Origin of the sequence: Leeia speluncae, assembly GCF_020564625.1 — a bacterium.
Lineage (GTDB): Bacteria > Pseudomonadota > Gammaproteobacteria > Burkholderiales > Leeiaceae > Leeia > Leeia speluncae.
On sequence record NZ_JAJBZT010000004.1, the window covers coordinates 21,701 to 39,039 of the forward strand.

Sequence of the window (17,339 nt, forward strand, 5' to 3'; positions counted from 1 at the left end):
ATCTGCCACTGGCAATTGCTGGTTGGGTAGATTGATTTTATATAAGCGATTTTTCTAGATTATGAGTGATACGCCAGTCATTTCTAACTTCATCCGTAACATTATTGATGCCGATTTATCTGCTGGGAAACATCAATCTATTGTTACTCGTTTTCCTCCAGAGCCAAATGGATACTTGCATGTAGGCCATGCTAAGTCGATCTGTTTAAACTTTGGATTGGTTCAAGCTGAGAACCCATACCCTGGCGTTTGTAATCTTCGATTCGATGATACCAATCCAGAGAAAGAGTCAGATGAGTATGCTCGTTCGATCGCAGAAGATGTGAAGTGGATGGGATTTGAGTGGAATGGTGATATTCGCCATGCCTCTGACTATTTTCCTCAGTTGTTTCAATTTGCAGTTGAATTGATTCAAAAAGGTTTGGCATACGTTTGTGAGTTAAATGCTGAAGAAATGCGCGCTTATCGTGGTTCTTTAACTGAGCCAGGTAAAAACAGCCCATATCGTGATCGTAGCGTGGAAGAAAACTTAGATTTATTCACACGGATGAAAAATGGAGAGTTTCCAGATGGAAGCAAGACATTACGATTAAAAATCGATATGTCTTCAGGAAACGTAAACCTGCGCGATCCTGTGATTTACCGTATTCGTCGCGCGCATCATATTCGCACAGGTGATGATTGGTGCATCTACCCAATGTATGACTATACACATTGTATTTCAGATGCATTAGAAGGGATTACGCATTCTCTATGTACTTTAGAGTTTGAAGATCATCGCCCATTGTATGACTGGGTGCTAGATAACATTAGTATCGATTGTCACCCGCGACAGTACGAGTTTTCACGTCTTGAATTGTTGTACGCACTGACGTCTAAGCGAAAGCTAAATCAACTCGTGACAGAGGGAATTGTTTCAGGGTGGGATGATCCGCGTATGCCGACAATTTCTGGCATGCGTCGCCGTGGTTACTCGCCAGAGGGTATTCGCCTGTTTGCACAGCGTTGTGGTATCTCAAAAAGCGAAAATGTGATTGATTACTCGGTGCTAGAAGGTGCGGTTCGAGAGAAGCTAGAAGCAGAGGCACCTCGTGTCATGGCAGTACTAGACCCAATTAAAGTGACATTGACTAACTATGATGAGGCGGTCACTGCAAGCCGTAGTGCACCATTCCATCCTCATCATCCTGAGTTTGGCGAACGAGAGGTGCCGATTTCTCGCCAAATCTGGATTGAGCAAGATGACTTTGCAGAAGTGCCGCCACCAAAATGGCAGCGTCTAACCGCCGGTGGCGAGGTTCGCTTGCGATACAGTTATGTTATTAAGTGTGAAGAAGTAATTAAAGATGCAAGTGGGAAAGTAATTGAGTTGAAATGCTCAATTGATCATGACACTTTAGGCCAGAACCCGGTTGGTCGGAAGGTTAAAGGGGTGATTCATTGGGTGTCTGCCGAGCATGCGATTGAAGCGGATGTGAGATTGTACGACCGACTGTTCTCCGTTCCTCGTCCTGATGCTGTACGTGGTGAAGATGGCGAATATGTAGACTTTAAACAGTTTATTAATCCTAACTCGCTAACGACTGTGACGGCCTATGTAGAATCGTGTGTTTTAGCGGCTGAGCCAGAGATGCGCTATCAATTTGAGCGGTTGGGCTACTTCTGCACAGATCGCTATGAGCATGTGGCCGATAAGAAACCGATTTTCAATCGTACCGTGACCTTAAAAGATTCGTGGGCAAAAGAACAAGCCTAACTAAAGCTTTGTGTTTTCCACGTAATTAAGTATTGAATTGTTTCTTGAAAGCGGTTGCTTTCAGGGTTGTAGATAAAGTGAAGAATCATGCTGACTGTTTATAATAGTCTTTCTCGTCAGAAAGAAACCTTTATTCCAATCGAGGCAGGCAAAGTGCGTATGTACGTCTGTGGAATGACGGTGTATGACTATTGCCACATTGGCCATGCGCGTATGTTGGCTGCGTTTGATGTGATTTATCGCTGGCTAAAAGCGTCTGGTCTTGATGTGACTTACGTGCGCAATATCACTGATATTGACGATAAAATCATCAAGCGGGCGGCGGAGAATGGCGAAACGATTGGTCAATTGGTCGATCGTTTTGTTGTTGCCATGCATGAAGATACGGCCGCTTTGCGTTTGCAGCCCCCATCGTTCGAGCCACGTGCCACCGAGCATGTACCGGGTATGATCGAGTTAATTAACAAACTGATTGCCAATGGTCGTGCTTATCCCGCAGATAATGGGGATGTGTATTACGCTGTGCGTGAGTTTGCTGATTACGGCAAGTTGTCTGGCAAATCGTTAGATGATTTGCGTGCTGGAGAGCGTGTTGGTGTGGATCCATTTAAGCGAGATCCTCTCGATTTCGTTTTATGGAAGTCAGCAAAGCCAGGAGAGCCTAGTTGGCCGTCTCCTTGGGGAGAGGGTCGCCCAGGATGGCATATCGAGTGTTCGGTAATGAGTTGCCATCACTTAGGTGAGCATTTTGATATTCATGGCGGCGGTGAAGATTTGCAATTCCCTCACCATGAAAATGAAATTGCACAAAGTGAAGGTGCGCATAACCACGCCTACGTAAATTACTGGCTTCATAACGGGTTTATTCAGGTGGATGGTGAAAAAATGTCCAAATCATTGGGCAATTTCTTCACTATTCGTGATGTGCTCGAACATTTTGATGGTGAAGTGGTGCGATTCTTTATTGTACGCAGTCATTATCGTAGCCCAGTTAACTATTCGGACAAGGTGCTAGAAGATGCGCAGCAAGCGCTGACTAGGCTTTACACCGCGCTTCGTGGGGTGTCGCTGGCACAGGAATCTGCGGTTGACTGGTCAAACGCCTATGCTGCGCGTTTCCAGTCAGCAATGAACGATGATTTCAATACGCCAGAAGCTGTTGCTGTGTTGTTTGATTTGGCCGGCGAGGTTAATCGAACGAAAGATGCGGGCGCAGCAAGGCTATTAAAAACGTTGGCTGGTTTGCTTGGTTTGTTAGAGCGAAACCCTGATGAATTTTTGCAGGGTGGGGCAAAGGCGCAAGACGGACTATCTGCCGAAGCGATTGAAGGGTTGATTCAAGAACGATTGGCGGCAAGAAAGGCCAAGAACTTCGCGGAGTCTGATCGCATTCGCGATTTGTTGAGCTCACAAGGGGTTGTGCTAGAAGATGGTCCGCAAGGCACAACTTGGCGTCGCCAATAAGTCATTGTATTGACTGTGTTTGAAAACAAAAAAGAGAGGCGTTCCTCTCTTTTTTGTTTTTTCAGCATAGGGGATTACTCGCAGTGAAACTTCCCTTTTGCATAGCGCTGACCGCCCGTCACTGCGTTGTGAATGCCTTCGCTCAATTCATCAAAAACCACTTTCGGCGTTTTCCCACTGCAATAAGGCTGGGTAACTTCTTCGACGGCAAATTTCAAATTGCTGGTGAGTCCAAGTGTGCTGGTAAATACGGTGAAGCGCCAGTGGTTGGGGGACAGGGCTTCTACATTCCTGTCTAGCGACAATCCATTTTGTTGCGAAAACCAGCGACCGGTATCGGTAGCTTTCTGTAATGTGCAAGCGGAAAGAAGGGCAAAGCTTGTGGTCGCAAGACAAGCCATTTTTGCAAAATTCATTTCTGAAACCGTTCACTTATCATGGATACATATCATTTTATGTTTTGTAGCCTTTCATGTCATTAGTCTCCTCTGTGCATTAACAATCGTTAAATCAATTTAACTCCACCCTGAATCGCTATTTTGATCAGATTCTATTGATTTTGGGCAATTTCCCCACCAGTTGAATTGTAAAAGTTTCATGACATGCGAGTTTAGGTAATACCTTCTAATTGTGCGCTATGTGCTTCATTTTAAAGGATATTTCTTAAAAATAATTAACGCGCTAAGTCATTGTTGTATAAGGGAAAAACCTGATTATCCGCCTTGACCAAGGGTTTTTTTTTCTCTATAGTGGTAAAAGGTGGGGGAAAGTGGGTATTTGTGGTGCCATTTCCCCGTGCAGATAAGAGAGGATTCTGTGAAATTTCGGGGCAGCGCAACGCTAAATCTAGATAGCAAGGGACGCTTGGCGATCCCCGCACGCTATCGTGATTCGCTTGCGGAAGTTTCACAAGGAAAACTTGTCTTAACTGCTGATCCAAGTAAATGTCTTTTGTTATATCCAGAGCCAGAGTGGGGTCCAATTGAGGAGCGCCTAAATCAGGTGTCAAGTTTCAATCCTCAGTTGCGTGCTTATCAGCGCGTGGTAGTGGGTTATGCCGAAGATGTAGAAATGGATTCCGCCGGTCGTATTCTGGTATCGCCGGAGTTACGTGCTTTTGCTGGTTTGGACAAACGGGTTGTCTTAATTGGTCAAGGCAAAAAATTTGAATTGTGGGATGAACTCGGTTGGCAGCGGCAGTGTGATGTGGCGCTGGAGTATAGCGCAAACGGTCTACCTGCTGAGCTAGAAGGGTTCTCTCTATAATGTCCGCACAAAATAAACACGTCACCGTCATGCTGGACGAAGCGGTGGCGGGCCTCTCTGTAAAGCCGGATGGCATTTATGTTGATTGCACCTTTGGGCGAGGTGGTCATAGCCGTCTGATTCTTTCTCAGTTGGGCGCCGGGGGGCGTCTGATTGGGTTTGATAAAGATCCGGCCGCGATTCGAGAGGCAACCTCAATAGAGGATAGCCGTTTTCACATCGTTCACGCCCCATTTTTGGACTTCTCGAAAGAGTTGGACAATCTCGGGATTGGTGGCGTGGATGGTGTGCTGATGGATTTAGGAGTGTCATCTCCTCAGTTGGACGAGGCTGAACGGGGGTTTAGCTTTAGATTCGACGCGCCTCTAGATATGCGGATGGACAATTCACGTGGTCAAACGGCTGCGGATTGGGTTAATACTGCCTCAGAGGCAGATCTCACAAAGGTGATAAAGGAATATGGTGAAGAGCGGTATGCTAAACAGGTTGCAAGCGCGATTGTTAATGCGCGCAGCCAAGAGCGCATTGGCACAACCAGGCAACTTGCCAAGGTCGTGGCGACGGCCGTCCGTTCACGCGAGCAGGGCCAGGACCCCGCGACGCGTACCTTTCAAGCTATACGGATTTACATCAATCGCGAACTTGAGGAACTATCGCTAGTTCTTCCGCAAATCATTGGTCGTCTCAATCATCAGGGACGATTGTCTGTGATTAGCTTCCATTCTTTGGAAGACCGAATAGTAAAACACGCATTTCGCGATGCGGTGACGGTAGATACGCTACCTAGCCGATTGCCTATTCGTGCTGATCAGATGAAGCCCGCTGAAGCACAGTTAATAGGTAAAGCAGCAAAGCCATCTAGAGAGGAAGTGGCGGTAAATCCTCGTTCTCGTAGCGCAACGTTACGAGTGCTGGAAAAGCTTGGTGATGCGCATGTTTAAGCTCAATTTACTTTTATTGGTTGTTGCAATTGTATCTGCCTTATCGGTGGTCACTTCCCAACATAAAGCGCGCCGTTTATACGCTGCTTATGAGCAAGAAGAAAAGATGCGCCGTCAATATGGTGAAGATTACGATAAGTTATTGCTAGAACAAAGTACACAAGGGATGCATTCCAGAATTGAAAAAGAAGCCCAAGGGGCTTTGAAGATGAATGCGCCAACACCGGAAAGAACGCGAGTCGTCACTTCTGGTGGTGATGCTGTGTTAGTCATTCCACCGAAGGAAGAGTAAGAATGGCTCGCACGAGATATGCAAATCCTGACTTAGCATTAAAGTTACCAGCGTGGAGATCTGCGCTGGTCTTTGGCTTATTGGGACTTGGCTTTTTGGCCTTGGTAGGACGCTCGTTGTATTTGCAAGTGCGTCAAGAAGAGTTTCTCCAGAAAGAGGGAGAGGCTCGTTACAGTCGTGTTATTGCGTTGGTTGCAAAACGTGGTGTGATTACCGATCGTAATGGCTTGACACTAGCGAGAAGTGCACAAGCCGCAAGTATCTGGGCGAACCCTTCTGAAACAGATGAAATCACAGCCGTACAATACGCAGTACTAGCAAAAACGCTAGGCATGAATGAAAAAGATATCAAGGCAAAGTTTGCGGGTAAAGAGCGTGGCTTTGTCTATCTAAAAAGAAGAATCAACCCTGATATTGCAACCGCATTGTTGCAGCAAAAAATCCCCGGAATTTACCAGCAACCAGAATATAAACGCATCTATCCTGCCCATGAAGTCATGGCGCATATTGTTGGGTTTACCGATCCTGATGAGCATGGTCAGGAAGGTATTGAGCGCTCAAAAGATAGTCTTTTGGCAGGTAAGGCTGGTAGCTGGGGTGTAATTAAAGATCGTCGTGGTTATGTGGTAGAGGATCTGGGCAATAAAGTACCACCAAAAGATGGCGAAACCGTTGCGTTGTCTATTGATAGTGACATCCAGTACTTGGCGTATAGAGAGTTAGCCGCCGGTGTGGCAGAGGCAAAGGCTAAGGCGGGTGGTGTGGTTGTATTGGATGCACATACGGGTGAAGTGCTAGCGTTGGCTAATATTCCAACCTATAACCCAAATAATCGCTCAACGATTATCCAGGAAAATATGCGTAACCGCGTATTAACGGATCAATTTGAGCCTGGCTCTATGATGAAGCCAATCTCAATTTCTGCCGCATTAGATAATGGTGTGATTACACCAAACAGCACATTTGTTACCACCGGCAGTATGCAGATCGCTAACCGTACCATCACGGATACCCATAATTATGGGATGTTGACAACGGGTGGCGTGATCCAGAAATCGAGCAACATTGGTACCGCTACGATTGCTTTAAAGATGCCTCCGGAAATGTTGTGGACCATGTATGACAAAGTGGGGTTCGGCAAGATTCCTGCAACTGGATTTCCTGGTGAGGCCAAGGGGCGTTTGCGTCCTTTCAAAACTTGGAAGCCGGTTGAGCAGGCAACCATGTCTTATGGCTACGGTATTTCTGTGAGCCTGATGCAAGTTGCTCGTTCTTATATGATTTTTGCTAACCAAGGTGCCATTCGACCTGTCAGCATTCTAAAGCAATCGGCACCAGGCCCAGCAACTCAGGTAATTAAGCCTGAAACTGCTGCTGAAATGCTGAAGATGCTCGAGAAAGTGACGTTGCCTGGTGGTACGGCTCAGTTGGCTCAAGTAGTGGGCTATCGGGTTGGCGGTAAAACAGGGACCGCATATAAGCACGCAGCGGGTGGTTACTCGAAAAATAAATATGTAGCGTCTTTTGTTGGTGTTGCGCCTATTTCAGCACCTAGGGTGATTGTTGCTGTCATGATTGATGAGCCCGATCCTAGTAAACACTATGGTGGCCAGGTTTCAGCGCCAATCTTCAGCAAGATTACCGCTGGCATCATGCGTAAGCTAGGTGTGCAGCCAGATGCGCCCGCACAAACAGTGATTATTCCTGGCTTTGATGAGCCAGAAGCGGAGACTGGACTATGAGTCCCGATTTAATTGAACAATTTAGGAAGCTTGTATCAGATGTCACCTCGTTGACGATAGATAGTCGTGAAGTGATTGATGGTTCAGCATTCTTTGCGTTGCCGGGTGAGCATGGAGATGGACGGGATTATATTGCTGCAGCAATTGATGCTGGGGCAACTCTGATTGTCTGGGAATGCGATGGGTTTACTTGGAATCCAGCTTGGTCTGTAAAGAATCTACCTGTTAAAGATTTACGCCAACAAATTGGTGCGTTAGCGGCAAGTTTTTATGGTAAGCCGGCCGAAAAAATGCGCTGTATTGGTGTGACTGGCACAAATGGAAAGACCTCCTGCACTCATTGGCTAATGCAAGCGTTTGATTTGGTGGGTAAAAGAACTGCTGTCGTTGGTACGGTAGGCAATGGTTTTGCAGGAAACTTAACTGAAGCGACGCATACAACCCCGATGCCAATTGCTCTTCAGCAATTATTTTCGCGATTTGCAGATGCAGAAGCGGATATTGTTGCGATGGAAGTTTCATCTCATGCCTTAGAGCAAGGGCGTGCCAATGCTGTTCCATTTAAGACGGCATTGTTCACTAACTTGACGAGAGATCACCTTGATTATCATGGTGATATGCAAGCATATGCGGCGGCAAAGTCAAAATTGTTTGCCTGGCAAGGTTTAGAGACCGCAGTCTTAAATGCGGATGATCCGTTTTCTGGTGAATTGTCAAACATCGCAGAAAAGAACGGATCAAAGGTTATTACCTACGGATTATCTGTAGGGGATATTCATTGCACTTCTATCGACATGTCTATTCAAGGTTTGAACCTAGCGGTTGCTACCCCGCAAGGGGGCCTTGAAGTAAATAGTCGTTTAATTGGTGAGTTTAATATATCCAATTTGCTTGGTGTGCTCGGTGTTTTACTCGCAGAAGGTTTCTCTCTGCCAGAAGCTAAAAAGGCGCTTGAAGGCATTGAAAGCGTTGCCGGCCGAATGCAACGCGTCGGCGGTGGAGATCAGCCATTGGTAGTGGTTGATTATGCGCATACGCCAGATGCACTTGAAAAGGCATTGGGCACATTAAAAGTGGTTCTGCCTGAAAGCGGGAAATTAATTTCAGTTTTTGGCTGCGGTGGAGATCGTGACGCAGGTAAGCGTGCGGTCATGGGGGGTATTTCTACCCGTTTGGCTGATTTTACGATTATTACTAGTGATAATCCTAGAACGGAAGCCGTTGATGCCATTTTGGCAGAGGTACAATCCGGCGCAGAGCAAGGCAAATATGAAGTCATTGCGGATCGCAAGAACGCGATTCGACGAGCGATTGCTACAGCTAAAGCGGGTGACATTATCCTTGTGGCTGGAAAAGGGCATGAGGATTATCAAATTATTGGTAAAACCAAGTATCACTTTGATGACGTAGAGGAAGCAACTTTAGCACTACTTAATGCTCCGCAAGATAGCATGACTGCTTTGTCGTATGTCGCCAAAGTTGTCGGTGGTGCCTTGATTGGTCAAGATGTCGCGTTCAATTCTGTCACTCACGACACACGGTTGGTTAAGTCCGGCACATTGTATATCGCAAGGCAGGGCGCAACTTTAGATGGCCATACCTTAATTCCTGATGCGATTGCAAAAGGGGCTACCGCGGCGCTCGTCGAAAAGGCATCGCAAACGTATGGGTGTCCAGTCGTATTAGTGGAAAACGCAGACGAAGCGTTGGGCAAGCTAGCTGCTTGGTGGCGTTCTCGCTTTAGAATTCCTGTTGCGGCGATTACCGGTTCATGTGGAAAGACAACTGTTAAAGATATGCTTGCCGCTGTTTGTGCAGCCAGTGTCGGTGCTGAAAACGTTGTTGCCACAGAGGGTAGTCTAAACAATCATACAGGCTTGCCGCTAACGCTCCTTCGTCTGAGAAATCACCATCAATATGCAGTGATCGAGATGGGAATGAACCATCTTGGTGAGCTTTCCTATCTGACCCAGATTACGCGCCCAACCGTTGCTTTGGTTAATAATGCACAACCAGTCCACCTAGAAGGTGTTGGTTCGTTAGATGGCGTGGCAAAAGCAAAAGGCGAAATTTACGACGGTCTTCAAGCGAATGGTGTCGCCATCATTAATGCGGAAGATAAATACTGCGACTACTGGAAGTCTCTTAATGCGAAGCGCCACATTAAAACTTTTGGGTTTGCTAACGCCGACGTATCTGTAAGTGGCAAGTGTTTGCCTTTAGAAAGCCATGTGGAGATTCGTTCAAACCTCGGCAAGATTGAAGCAACGCTGAAACAACCAGGCGAACATAATGTCTTAAACGCCGCTGCCGTCACCGCAGTGGCGCAATCACTTGGATTGTCGAATGAGTCGATCAAGGCTGGGTTAGCGTCTTATCAAGGTAGCAAAGGCCGTCTGCAACAAAAACCAGCAAAGTTTGGTGGACGTTTAATTGACGATAGCTATAATGCCAACCCTGCCAGTATGAAAGCGGCTTTAGATGTCTTGGCAAGGCTGGATGGCACCCGAATTTATGTAATGGGTGGCATGGGTGAATTAGGTGTTGATAGTCAGTCGCTACATGCCGAAGTTGGCCAATATGCGGTGGGTAAAGTGAATTACCTATTGGCATGGGGTGGTGATAGTTTTGCTGCAGCAAAACAATTTGGGGAAAATGGATATTTCTTTGAAGATTTCCAAGCGCTACTCAATAAAGTAGCTACCTTGGTAGACAAAGACGTTACCGTTTTGGTGAAAGGGTCTCGTTCCATGAAAATGGAAAGAGTGGTTGAGTTTTTGATGGGGGAGGCCTGAGTGTTATTACTATTGGCACAATGGCTTGGTTCGGAAGTCCGAGCGTTTAACGTTATTAATTACATCACCCTGCGTGGTGTACTTGCCATGCTAACTGCATTGGCCTTTTCACTCGTACTTGGGCCGTCTGTTATTCGAAAGTTAACCGAGTTAAAGGTCGGTCAGCCATTAAGAGAAGAAAAGCTAACCACGCATGTTGCAAAAATTGGTACCCCAACAATGGGTGGGACGCTAATTTTACTCTCCATTGCGATCACCACATTACTCTGGGCGGATTTACGAAACCATTATGTATGGTTATTGCTATTTGTCACTCTGGGGACAGGTGTTATCGGGTTTGTCGATGACTATAAAAAAGTGGTTTACAAAAATCCGGCAGGTTTGTCAGGCAAAGCAAAAATGTTCTGGCAAAGCATTATTGCGATCATTGCTGGCTATTGGTTAGCTACCCATGGTTCTTTTACGTTGGATGCATTTAAAGAGGCAAGTGCTCAAACCACGCTGATTGTTCCGTTCTTCAAAACAATTGCTTTCCCGTTTGGCGTAGCTGGTTTTATGGTGCTGACTTATTTGGTGATTGTTGGCAGTAGTAATGCCGTTAACTTAACAGATGGATTGGATGGGTTGGCCATCATGCCATCTGTGATGGTTTCAGGTGCATTGGCCATTTTTGCTTATGTTGCTGGTAACGTAATTTTCTCCAAGTATTTGGGGTTGCCTCATATTCCTGGTGCAGCTGAAGTCGTTGTGTTTTGTGCCGCATTGGTCGGTGCTGGCCTAGGGTTCTTATGGTTTAACGCCTATCCTGCTGAGGTGTTTATGGGGGATGTTGGCGCGTTAGCTATTGGCTCTGCTTTGGGTACGGTAGCCGTTATTGTTAGGCAAGAAATTGTATTGGCGATTATGGGGGGGGTGTTTGTGATGGAGGCGGTGTCCGTCATGTTGCAAGTTGCCTACTTCAAATACAGTGGCGGTAAGCGCATTTTCCTCATGGCACCTCTGCACCATCACTATGAGAAAAAAGGCTGGAAGGAAACACAAGTCGTTGTTCGCTTCTGGATTATTACCATGATGTTAGTGTTGGCGGGACTTGCCACGCTTAAATTGAGGTAGCGCAAATGTACGGAAACAAACGGGTTCTAGTGCTTGGCTTAGGGGATAGCGGTTTTTCTGCTAGCCGCTGGCTCATCTCTCATGGTGCGGAAGTAACTGTCGCGGATAGTCGTGAAAATCCTCCGCAACTGGCTAAGTTTCGTGAAGCATTCCCTTCTGTTTCTATTCATTTAGGCCCATTTGACGACATGATCTTTGGTGGCGTTGACTACGTTGTGGTCAGCCCTGGTATTGCGATTGCAGAGCCATGTATTGCAAGGGCCATTGCAAAAGGGATTGAAGTAATTGGTGATGTGGAGTTATTTGCTCGCAGTGTCAAACACTGGCCAAGTAAGGTAATCGCCATTACCGGCTCAAACGGCAAAAGCACGGTGACTAGTTTGGTTGGTCATTTGTGCGAATCTCAAGGACTGAAAACCGTAGTGGCAGGCAACATTGGCCTGCCGGTTCTGGATGCACTAACAATGGCTGAGGAAGATATTGCCGATGGTGAAGGTCATCCTGATGTCTTTGTTCTTGAACTATCTAGCTTTCAACTAGAAACGACGTTCTCACTTCATTGCCATAGTGCGGCAGTGTTGAATATTTCAGAAGACCATCTAGACCGTTATAACGGAATGGATGGTTATGCAACAGCGAAGTCTCGTATTTTTCAGCAATGTGATAGTCAAGTGCTGAACAAAGAAGATTGGCGCTGTTTGGCAATGCAAAAGCAAACAAAAGCATGCTTTCATTTTGGGTTAGGTTTGCCTGAAAAAGTGACCGATTTTGGTATGGTTGAAACGCCATCCGGACCATGGTTGGTGAAAGGGGGGGACGCACTAATGGCTGTTAGTGATATCCCACTTGCCGGGCTCCACAATGCAGCGAACACCCTAGCTGCGTTTGCGCTACTAGAAGGTGCTGGTTTGGATGCAAAGGCAGCCATACCACACGTTGGCAGCTTTAAAGGTCTAGCGCATCGGGTCGAGCCCGTTGTTACCGTCAATAATGTGACTTTTATTGATGACTCAAAAGGTACCAATGTCGGGGCTACGGAAGCTGCATTAAAGGGGATGACAAGACCCGTGTTGTTGATTGCGGGTGGTGATGGCAAGGGGCAAGATTTTTCGCCATTAAAAGCCGCAATTCTGCAATCAGGAAAGGCCGTGTTTTTAATCGGCAAAGATGCGCAAGCAATTGCTGATGTGATCGGGACTGCTTTGCCTGTTTCTATGCATTCATCTTTAGAAGATGCAGTGGAAGCTGCATGGCAAGCAGCGGCGGCAGGGGACGTGATTTTGTTAAGTCCGGCATGCGCAAGCCTCGATATGTTTAAAAACTATGCACACCGTGCTGAAGTATTTATTTCCGCAGCCAAGCAAATTGCGGCTAGACAGCAAGGATAAGCATTGTTATGGGATTTTCATTTCGCCAACTACGTAACCGTCCGCAGCCAGCAGGCTCAGATCAGTTGCTGATCTGGTCGGTATTGATTTTGTTGGCAATTGGATTGGTAATGGTTTATTCCGCGTCAATTGCCTATGCGGCAACTGACAAAGATACCGGCTATAAGATGACGTATTACCTTTTGCGCCAAGCAATTTTCCTTGGAGTAGGCTTTCTAGCAGGTTTTGCTGCATACCAATTTCCTACACGGATATGGCAGCAATACGCCCCTTATGCGTTCTTGTTTGGTTTGGCGTTGTTAGTGCTGGTGTTAGTTCCTCATGTAGGCCGTGAAATTAATGGTAGTCGACGTTGGTTGGGTTTGGTGGTCATCAACCTTCAACCATCCGAACTAATGAAATTGTTTGCTGTTCTTTATGCTGCGGATTACACCGTCCGTAAAGCTGCTTACATGCACAGCTTAATCAAGGGCTTTGTCCCAATGTTCATGGTGATGCTGATCACTGGTGGTTTGCTACTGTCTGAGCCTGACTTTGGTGCGTTTGCAGTAATTACAGCCATTGCCATGGGCTGTTTGTTCCTTGGTGGGTTAAACGGCATGCTGTTTATTGGCTTGGTGGTGTTTTTGGCCATTGGCTTTGTCGGTTTGGTGGTGTTCTCACCTTATCGCTATGCTCGATTGACAGGGTTTCTAGATCCGTGGGCAGATCCATTAGGTAAGGGGTATCAGTTATCGCACTCTCTGATTGCATTTGGCCGTGGTGAATGGCTAGGGGTTGGATTAGGCGGGTCGGTTGAAAAGTTATATTACCTTCCTGAAGCGCATACAGACTTCTTGATGGCAATTGTTGCAGAAGAACTAGGCTTTGTTGGTGTGGCGGTTGTTATTGGGTTGTTTGTGGTAATGATCTGGCGAATTTTTGCGATTGGTAAACAATCGATGAAACTAGAGCGTTATTGGTCGGCATTGGCGGCGTACGGTGTTGCCATTTGGCTCGGTGTTCAATCCATTATCAATATGGGGGTAAACATGGGCTTGCTACCAACAAAAGGCCTGACGCTCCCATTGATGAGCTTTGGTGGTTCTGGGATTGTCGCAAACTTAATTGCGTTGGCGCTGGTGCTACGAATTGATTGGGAATCGAGGCAAATGATGAGGGGGTATCAGGTATGAGTAATAAAACCGCTCTCATTATGGCTGCAGGTACTGGTGGTCATATCTTCCCTGCTTTGGCTGTTGCAGATGCGCTTAGTAGCAAAGGGTGGAAGATTGTCTGGCTTGGCACGATTGGGGGAATGGAAAATCGCCTAGTAGCAAATAAAGGCTACCCTATCGTTCAGTTAGAAATGAAGGGTGTCAGAGGGAATGGCATCGTTCGTAAGCTGATGGCGCCTGCTATGTTAGCAAAATCTGTCTTGCAAGCTAGAAAGGCAATCCAAGTACATCGCCCGTCTTTGGTGGTTGGTTTTGGTGGTTATGTATGCGGCCCAGGTGCCGTTGCTGCAAAGTTGTCTGGCATTCCATTGGTCATCCATGAGCAAAATGCGATTGCCGGAATGACAAACCGTCTTGCTGCCAAAATGGCTAAGCTGATTTTGCAAGCTTTCCCGAAAGCATTTGAAGCTGCTAGCAATGTTCGTACGGTTGGAAATCCTGTTCGCGATGCGATTTGCCAGATTCAATCGCCCGCGTTGCGATATGAAAATCGGCAAGGCGCTTTAAATCTATTGGTCGTAGGTGGCAGTTTAGGAGCAAAAGCCCTGAATGAAGTTGTACCAGCCGCCATCGCTTTGCTTCCAACAGAAATGCGACCAAGGATCACTCACCAATCTGGTGAAAAACAGATTGCGGAGTTACGCGCAAATTATGAGGCTGCAGGGGTAGGTGCTGAGGCGGTTCCCTTTATTGAGGATATGGCTTCTGCTTTAGCTGCGGCTGATGTAGTGATCTGTCGAGCAGGTGCATTAACCGTCAGTGAATTAGCCGTTGCAGGCGTTCCTGGTATTTATGTGCCGTTGCCACACGCGGTGGATGATCATCAGACAGCCAATGCAAAATCGCTTACAGAGAATGATGCAGGCTGGTTATTGCCACAATCATCATTAAATGCCAACTCATTGGCTGCGCTACTGCAAGGTTTAACAAGAGAAGAATTAAAACGTCGAGCGATGAATGCTCGTCAATTAGGGTTGCCGCATGCGACTGATATGGTAGTCGTGGCATGTGAAGAGGTTGCTAAATGAGACATAAAGTAAAACATATACATTTCGTAGGCATTGGTGGCGTTGGGATGTCTGGTATTGCTGAGGTTTTGCTTAACCTTGGCTTTGAGGTCTCAGGTTCCGACTTAGCCTCTAATGCAACGACATTGCGCCTGCAAGAGGCTGGTGCAAAGGTGTTTCAAGGTCATGCACATGGGCAATTAAGTACTGCAGATGTAGTGGTTGTCTCCAGTGCGGTTAACGAAGAAAACCCAGAAGTGAAAGATGCGCGTGCAGCGGGTATTCCCGTGGTGCCACGCGCCATGATGCTTGGCGAACTAATGCGCTTACGGCAAGGGATTGCCGTAGCCGGAACACATGGAAAAACCACCACCACCAGCTTGGTCGCCTCTATTTTGGCGGGGGCAGGCTTAGACCCAACCTTCGTGATTGGTGGTCGTTTAAATGCGGCGGGCAGTAATGCCAAGCTCGGCCAAGGGGACTTTTTAGTAGCAGAAGCAGATGAGTCAGACGCCTCGTTTTTGCTACTCTCTCCTGTTATCTCGATTGTAACGAATATCGATGCTGATCATATGGATACCTATGATCATGATTTCGAAAAACTGAAGTCAGCGTTTGTAGATTTTCTACAGCATTTGCCTTTTTATGGGCGTGCTGTTTTGTGTATTGATGATGAGAACGTAAGAAGTATTCTGCCAAGAGTCAGCAAGCCAGTAACCACTTATGGTGTGTCAGCGGATGCCCATATCCGTGCAGAAAATATCGTCGCAGCAAATGGCAAAATGCAATTTGATGCAGTGTGGGAAAACGGCACAACACATCGCTTACCCATTACGCTGAATATTCCGGGACATCACAACGTATTAAATGCGCTAGCGGCTATTGCTGTCGCGCTAGAGGTTGATGCGGATGAGTCCGCTATTCAACACGCGCTTCAAGAGTTTGGTGGCGTTGGTCGACGTTTCCAACGCTATGGTGAAGTGGCTCTGCCTGAAGATGGATCTTTTACCCTAGTAGATGACTATGGACACCACCCTGTAGAAATGGAAGCGACCCTCGCGGCAGCAAGAGGCGCATTCCCGGGTCGTCGTTTAGTACTTGCGTTCCAACCGCATCGCTTTACTCGTACGCGTGATTTATTTGAAGATTTTGTACAGATCCTAAATAAAGCAGATGCACTTGTGCTTGCCGAAGTATATGCAGCTGGTGAGGCTCCCATTGTGGCCGCAGATGGACGTGCTTTATCGCGAGCTATTCGTGTTCAAGGAAAAATTGAACCGGTGTTCGTTCCAGAAATTTCAGAAATGCCAGATGCCATCTTAAGAGTTGTTCAATCTGGTGATGTAGTCATTACTATGGGCGCCGGCACAATCGGTGGGGTCCCAGCAAAATTGGTGTCAACAAAATGACCGATCAAAAAACAAAATTTGGCAAAGTTGCCGTAGTCTGCGGTGGTAATTCTGCAGAGCGTGAAGTATCACTGATGAGTGGCGAAGGCGTGCTCAATGCATTGCTTTCGAAGGGCGTGGATGCACATCATTTTGATCCTGCAGAAAAACCGCTGACCGCATTGCAAGCAGAAGGGTTTACACGGGCATTTCTAATTCTTCATGGCCCGTTTGGCGAAGATGGCACTGTTCAAGGTGCATTAGAAGTCATGGGGATACCTTATACCGGTTGTGGCGTGCTTGCTTCTGCGGTGGGGATGGATAAGTTAAGAACCAAGTTGCTTTGGAGAGCATTGTCTCTGCCAATTCCAGAGTTTGCTTTATTGGATGACGATAGCGACTTTGATGCGATTGAGACATCACTTGGATTGCCGTTGTTCGTCAAACCCGCAACGGAAGGGTCAAGCATTGGTGTGACCAAGGTAAAAAATAGCGGTGAATTAAAAGCTGCATACCTAGCAGCCAAAAAATATGACCGAGTGGTGATTGCTGAGCAATTTATTGGCGGCGGGGAATATACAGCAAGTGTGCTTGGCGATACCGTGCTGCCATTTGTGAAAATTGAGCCAGCAACAGAGTTTTACGACTACGAAGCAAAGTACTTTCGTGATGACACGGTTTATCGTTGCCCATGCGGATTGTCTGAAAGCCAAGAGGCAGAAATTGCTGCACTAGTGAAGAAAGCATTCTGGGCGATTGGTGGAAAAAGCTGGGGACGTGTTGACTTTTTAATGGATGAAGCGGGTAAAGCCTATTTATTAGAGGCCAATACCGCGCCAGGCATGACATCGCATAGTTTGTTCCCAATGGCAGCAAAGCAACTTGGAATTGCCTATGAGGATGTGGTTGTTCGTATCTTAGAAACCACCTTAGAAGGTAATGGTTAATGTTTGACGTATTGCTTGATTGG

The 17,339-nt window shown here is 46.7% G+C and carries 14 protein-coding genes; 13 read left to right on the plus strand and 1 reads right to left on the minus strand.

The window, feature by feature from the left end; translation table 11 throughout:
• Positions 1-61 precede the first annotated feature (61 nt).
• The gene (locus LIN78_RS07985) at positions 62-1,756 is read left to right on the plus strand and encodes a glutamine--tRNA ligase/YqeY domain fusion protein (protein WP_227180270.1); all 1,695 of its coding nucleotides are present in this window, start codon (positions 62-64) and stop codon (positions 1,754-1,756) included.
• An 87-nt stretch (positions 1,757-1,843) separates the two neighbouring features.
• Positions 1,844-3,220, plus strand: coding sequence for a cysteine--tRNA ligase (gene cysS / locus LIN78_RS07990; RefSeq protein ID WP_227180271.1), 1,377 nt, complete (start codon positions 1,844-1,846; stop codon positions 3,218-3,220).
• Positions 3,221-3,294: 74 nt separating this feature from the next.
• On the opposite strand, the gene LIN78_RS07995 is transcribed toward cysS, so the two are convergent.
• Positions 3,295-3,636: a hypothetical protein gene (locus tag LIN78_RS07995; RefSeq protein ID WP_227180272.1), complete on the minus strand. Its 342-nt coding sequence runs from the start codon at positions 3,634-3,636 to the stop codon at positions 3,295-3,297.
• Positions 3,637-4,036: 400 nt separating this feature from the next.
• On the opposite strand from LIN78_RS07995, the gene mraZ reads away from it, so the two are divergent.
• Genes mraZ through LIN78_RS08050 form a run of 11 tightly spaced genes read left to right on the plus strand, consistent with a single transcriptional unit; the run spans position 4,037 to position 17,316 of the window.
• Positions 4,037-4,486 carry a division/cell wall cluster transcriptional repressor MraZ gene (mraZ, locus tag LIN78_RS08000; RefSeq protein WP_227180273.1) on the plus strand — a complete coding sequence of 150 codons (450 nt, stop codon included), beginning with the start codon at positions 4,037-4,039 and terminating at the stop codon, positions 4,484-4,486.
• Entirely contained in the window at positions 4,486-5,427 is a 942-nt protein-coding gene (gene rsmH, locus LIN78_RS08005) for a 16S rRNA (cytosine(1402)-N(4))-methyltransferase RsmH (RefSeq protein WP_227180274.1), read from the plus strand. Before mraZ ends, rsmH begins: the two co-directional genes overlap by 1 nt.
• A complete protein-coding gene (gene ftsL / locus LIN78_RS08010; protein ID WP_227180275.1) occupies positions 5,420-5,719 on the plus strand; it encodes a cell division protein FtsL in 300 nt (99 codons plus the stop codon). The genes rsmH and ftsL overlap by 8 nt, the downstream gene beginning before the upstream one ends.
• A 2-nt stretch (positions 5,720-5,721) precedes the next feature.
• Positions 5,722-7,461 (plus strand): peptidoglycan D,D-transpeptidase FtsI family protein, encoded by a 1,740-nt coding sequence (locus LIN78_RS08015; RefSeq protein ID WP_227180276.1) that lies wholly within the window; start codon positions 5,722-5,724, stop codon positions 7,459-7,461.
• A complete protein-coding gene (locus LIN78_RS08020) occupies positions 7,458-10,256 on the plus strand; it encodes a UDP-N-acetylmuramoyl-L-alanyl-D-glutamate--2,6-diaminopimelate ligase (protein WP_227180277.1) in 2,799 nt (932 codons plus the stop codon). Before LIN78_RS08015 ends, LIN78_RS08020 begins: the two co-directional genes overlap by 4 nt.
• Complete coding sequence (gene mraY, locus LIN78_RS08025) at positions 10,257-11,369, plus strand: phospho-N-acetylmuramoyl-pentapeptide-transferase (protein ID WP_227180278.1); 1,113 nt, start codon at positions 10,257-10,259, stop codon at positions 11,367-11,369.
• Between the two features lie 5 nt (positions 11,370-11,374).
• The gene (gene murD / locus LIN78_RS08030) at positions 11,375-12,757 is read left to right on the plus strand and encodes a UDP-N-acetylmuramoyl-L-alanine--D-glutamate ligase (RefSeq protein WP_227180279.1); all 1,383 of its coding nucleotides are present in this window, start codon (positions 11,375-11,377) and stop codon (positions 12,755-12,757) included.
• 8 nt (positions 12,758-12,765) lie between these two features.
• Entirely contained in the window at positions 12,766-13,932 is a 1,167-nt protein-coding gene (ftsW, locus tag LIN78_RS08035; RefSeq protein WP_227180280.1) for a putative lipid II flippase FtsW, read from the plus strand.
• Positions 13,929-15,002 carry an undecaprenyldiphospho-muramoylpentapeptide beta-N-acetylglucosaminyltransferase gene (gene murG / locus LIN78_RS08040; RefSeq protein ID WP_227180281.1) on the plus strand — a complete coding sequence of 358 codons (1,074 nt, stop codon included), beginning with the start codon at positions 13,929-13,931 and terminating at the stop codon, positions 15,000-15,002. Before ftsW ends, murG begins: the two co-directional genes overlap by 4 nt.
• Positions 14,999-16,390 (plus strand): UDP-N-acetylmuramate--L-alanine ligase, encoded by a 1,392-nt coding sequence (murC, locus tag LIN78_RS08045; protein ID WP_227180282.1) that lies wholly within the window; start codon positions 14,999-15,001, stop codon positions 16,388-16,390. The genes murG and murC overlap by 4 nt, the downstream gene beginning before the upstream one ends.
• Positions 16,387-17,316: a D-alanine--D-alanine ligase gene (locus LIN78_RS08050; protein WP_227180283.1), complete on the plus strand. Its 930-nt coding sequence runs from the start codon at positions 16,387-16,389 to the stop codon at positions 17,314-17,316. The genes murC and LIN78_RS08050 overlap by 4 nt, the downstream gene beginning before the upstream one ends.
• Positions 17,317-17,339: the final 23 nt, after the last annotated feature.